The sequence below is a fragment of the Streptomyces sp. MB09-02B genome (assembly GCF_033794485.1).
Lineage (GTDB): Bacteria > Actinomycetota > Actinomycetes > Streptomycetales > Streptomycetaceae > Streptomyces.
This window is the reverse complement of the sequence record NZ_JARGEE010000638.1, coordinates 1-3,560: the sequence shown is the minus strand read 5'-3', so window position 1 is coordinate 3,560 and position 3,560 is coordinate 1. Positions and strand designations below refer to the sequence as shown.

Genomic DNA, 3,560 nt, shown 5'->3' with positions numbered 1-3,560 from the left:
CCCGCCGCCCGACCCGCATCCGACCCCCGAACCGAGGAGCATGAGCATGCCACAGCCCGGCCCGCGCGAGGTGGAGCACGAGATCACCGTCTCCGCTCCCGCCACCGCCGTCTACCGGCTGATCGCCGAGGTGCAGAACTGGCCCCGGATCTTCCCGCCGACCATCTACGTCGATCACGTGGAACAGGGCGAGCACGAGGAACGCATCCGGATCTGGGCCACCGCCAACGGCGAGCCCAAGAACTGGACCTCGCGCCGGACCCTCGACCCCCAGCGGCTGCGGATCACCTTCCGCCAGGAGACCTCCGCCCCCCCGATCGCCTCGATGGGCGGCACCTGGATCATCGAGGCACTCACCGCGGACCGATCCCGCGTCCGGCTCCTGCACGACTACCGGGCCATCGACGACGACGCCGACAGCCTCGCGTGGATCGACGAGGCCGTCGACCGCAACTCGCGCTCGGAACTCGCCGCACTGAAGAAGAACGTCGAAGCAGCCCACGCGGCCCGCGACCTGACCTTCTCCTTCGAGGACACCGTCCACATCAACGGCTCGGCCAAGGACGTCTTCGACTTCGTCAACGAGGCGGACAAGTGGCCCCAGCGGCTGCCCCACGTCGCCACCGTCCGCTTCACGGAACCGTCCGCCGGCCTGCAGGAGCTCGAGATGGACACCCGCGCCAAGGACGGCTCGGTGCACACCACCAAGTCGTACCGGGTGACCTTCCCGCACGACAGGATCGCCTACAAGCAGGTGACACTGCCGGCACTGATGACGCTGCACACCGGCTACTGGACGTTCACCCCCGACGACCACGGCGTCACCGCCTCCTCCCAGCACACCGTCACCATCAACACCGAGAACATCACCCGGATCCTCGGCGCGGACGCCACCGTCGAGGACGCCAAGAACTACGTCCGCAGCGCACTGAGCACCAACAGCCGCGCCACCCTGGGCCACGCCAAGCACCACGCCGAGCACAAGGCGGCATGACCATGGCCGGGGACCGCACCCACACCCAGGTGATCGTGGTCGGGGCCGGCCCGGTCGGGCTCTTCCTCGCGGGCGAGCTGCGGCTCGCCGGCGCGGACGTGGTGGTCCTCGAGCAGCTCACCGCGCCGACCACCGAGTCGCGCGCCTCCACCCTGCACGCCCGCACCATGGAGATCCTCGACAGCCGCGACCTGCTCGCGCCGCTCGGCGCGATACCCCACGAGCCCAAGGGCCACTTCGGGGGGATCCCGCTCGACCTCACCCTGCCCAGCCCCCACCCGGGCCAGTGGAAGGTCACGCAGACCCGCATCGAGGAACTGCTCGGGCAGTGGGCCCAGGACCTCGGCGCGGACATCAGACGCGGACACGAAGTGACCGCGCTGAGCGTGACCGAGGACCACGCCGAAGCCGAAGTGCGCAACCCTGGGGGAACAACGGCGTTCTTCCGGGCCCAGTACATCGTCGGCTGCGACGGCGAGAACAGCGCCGTGCGCCGTCTGGGAGGCTTCGACTTCCCCGGCGCCGACGCCGGACGCGAACTGCTGCGCGCCGACGTGGCGGGCCTCGACATCCGCCCTCGCCGCTTCGAGCGCCTGGAGAGAGGACTGGCCATCGCCGCCCGGCCTCCCGGCCGGCCCACCCGGGTGATGGTGCACGAGTTCGGCGCCACGCCACGCGGCAGGCAGCCACAGTTCGCGGACATCGCCGACACCTGGCAGCGCGTCACCGGAGAGGACATCAGCGCCGGCACCCCGCTGTGGGTGAACTCCTTCGGTGACGCATCCCGGCAGGCGAGCACCTACCGCGACCGCCGGCTCCTCCTGGCGGGCGACGCCGCCCACCAGCAGATGCCGATCGGCGGCCAGGCCCTCAACCTCGGACTGCAGGACGCCGCGAACCTCGGCTGGAAACTCGCCGCCCAGGTGGCCGGACGCGCCCCCGACGGCCTGCTCGACAGCTACCACAGCGAACGGCACGCCGTCGGCCAGAAGGTCCTGAGCAACATCAGGACCCAGGCACTGCTGCTGCTTCGATCGCAGGAAGTAGACGCGGTCCGCCAGGTCATCGCCGAGCTGATCGAGAACAGCGACAAGGTCCGGGCCCACCTGGCCGCAACCATCTCCGGCCTGGACATCCGTTACGACACGCAAGCAGGCCACCACCCCCTGCACGGCGCCCGCATGCCGCACTGGCGGCTCACCACCGAGGAAGGACCGCTCACCAGCACCGAGATCCTGCGCCCCGGACGCGGCGCCCTGCTCCTGCTGCCCGGCGACCGCGCCGGACAGCACCGCACACGCACCGCCGCCGCCCGCTGGACGGGCCCGGTGCACACGGTGACCGCCACCTCCCACCCCGACGCCGTGGCCGGCGCCGACACCCTCCTGGTGCGCCCCGACGGCTACATCGCCTGGGCCGGCACCTCGACAGCAGGCCTCGAAGGGGCACTGGAGCGCTGGTTCGGCGCACCCGCACCCGCCCGGCCGGCCACGACCCGGCAGCACCAGCAGGACCCGGTACCGGCCGGGCCCCCCAAGACCCCGGCACCGACGAAGTCGCCGGACACAGCAACGGCGAAGAAGTGGAGAACAGACATGGGCAGGCTCACGGGCAAGACCGCGCTCGTCACGGGCTCGAGCCGGGGCATGGGCCGCGCGGCCGCCGTCCGCCTCGCAGCCGAGGGCGCACTGGTCGCCGTCCACTACACCTCGCGCAAGGACGCGGCCGACGAGGTCGTCGCCCGGATCGAGAAGGACGGCGGCCGGGCCTTCACCGTCCGCGCCGAACTCGGCGTGTCCGGCGATGTGCACGAGCTGTTCCTCAAACTCGAGAGCAGCCTGCGCGAGCGCACCGGTGGCACCGACCTGAACATCCTGGTCAACAACGCCGCAGTGATGGGCGGAACCAACCCCGAGGACACCACGCCGGAAAAATTCGACGAACTGTTCGCCGTCAACGCCAAAGCACCGTTCTTCCTCATCCAGCGCGCCCTGAAGAACATGCCCGACGGCGGCCGCATCATCAACATCACCTCCGGCCTCACCCGCTTCGCCAACCCCGACGAGATCGCCTACGCGATGACCAAGGGCGCCGTCGACCAGCTCGCCCTGCACTTCGCGAAGTACCTCGGCCCGCGCAACATCACCGTCAACTCCGTGGCGCCGGGCATCACCCGCAACGACAACCCCGTCTTCGACATCCCCGAAGCGGTCGAGCAGATGGCACAGATGTCCGCCTTCAACCGCATCGGCGAGCCCGAGGACATCGCCGACGTGGTGGCCTTCCTCGCCACCGACGACGCCCGCTGGATCACCGGCTCCTTCGTCGACGCCACCGGCGGCACCCTGCTCGGCTGACCCGCCCCCAGAAGACCGCCGACGCGCCCAGTGCCCCCTCTCGCGCCGGCCCGGGCCGGCCGCGGACCCCCCACCCCGGCCGGCCCGGCCCGGCCCGAGAGGGCGGCCCCATATACACATCTCCGACCCCCCGAGACAGACAGAAAGATCGCATGGACCCTTCTGCATCAAAAAAAAACACGGCAACAAGAGCAACAACAAGGATACGA

At 70.4% G+C, this 3,560-nt stretch carries 2 protein-coding genes; both read left to right on the top strand.

What is annotated here, in order from left to right:
* Window positions 1–46 precede the first annotated feature (46 nt).
* A complete protein-coding gene (locus P1P70_RS42100) occupies window positions 47–994 on the top strand; it encodes an aromatase/cyclase (RefSeq protein WP_319247401.1) in 948 nt (315 codons plus the stop codon).
* A 2-nt stretch (window positions 995–996) separates the two neighbouring features.
* Window positions 997–3,351, top strand: a complete 2,355-nt coding sequence (locus P1P70_RS42095) for an SDR family oxidoreductase (RefSeq protein WP_319247402.1) — start codon at window positions 997–999, stop codon at window positions 3,349–3,351.
* The last annotated feature ends 209 nt before the right edge of the window (window positions 3,352–3,560 follow it).

Coding starts and splice junctions, on each gene's coding strand:
- P1P70_RS42095 (WP_319247402.1), top strand. CDS start 997: ATGGCCGGGGACCGCACCCACACCCAGGTGATCGTGGTCGGGGCCGGC.
- P1P70_RS42100 (WP_319247401.1), top strand. CDS start 47: ATGCCACAGCCCGGCCCGCGCGAGGTGGAGCACGAGATCACCGTCTCC.